Raw genomic sequence first — 339 nt, forward strand, 5'->3', positions numbered from 1 at the left:
ATGCGATGCAGCGGGTGGACGAACTGGCCGACTATGGCTTTGCCGATGTGCCGGGCGCCTACAGTGACCTGGGCGGCCTGCTGATTCCCGAGGGCGCCGCGCTGGAGCCCGACGGCAATGCCATACGGCTGGGCGACACCCGCGATCTGCTGCACTTCCAGCGGCAGCCGCATGCCGATGACGATGGCGCGCTGGACCGCTACACCCTGCAGGCCGGCGAGGGCGCTGCCCCGATCGTGGTTGAAGTGCCGTTCGGCACCTACTGACTGCAGTAAGGCACTGGCTAGAATGCATCACGGCGCTGTACGCCGTGCCTGTTACGTACGCTCCTGACGTGTC

1 protein-coding gene is annotated in these 339 nt (G+C 66.4%); it reads left to right on the plus strand.

What is annotated here, in order from left to right:
* Nucleotides 1–266: hypothetical protein (locus EN850_RS34655; protein WP_210238057.1), on the plus strand; the 266-nt coding region annotated here is incomplete at its 5' end.
* Between the last annotated feature and the right edge of the window lie 73 nt (nucleotides 267–339).

Source organism: Mesorhizobium sp. M8A.F.Ca.ET.207.01.1.1, assembly GCF_004794715.1.
GTDB lineage: Bacteria > Pseudomonadota > Alphaproteobacteria > Rhizobiales > Rhizobiaceae > Mesorhizobium.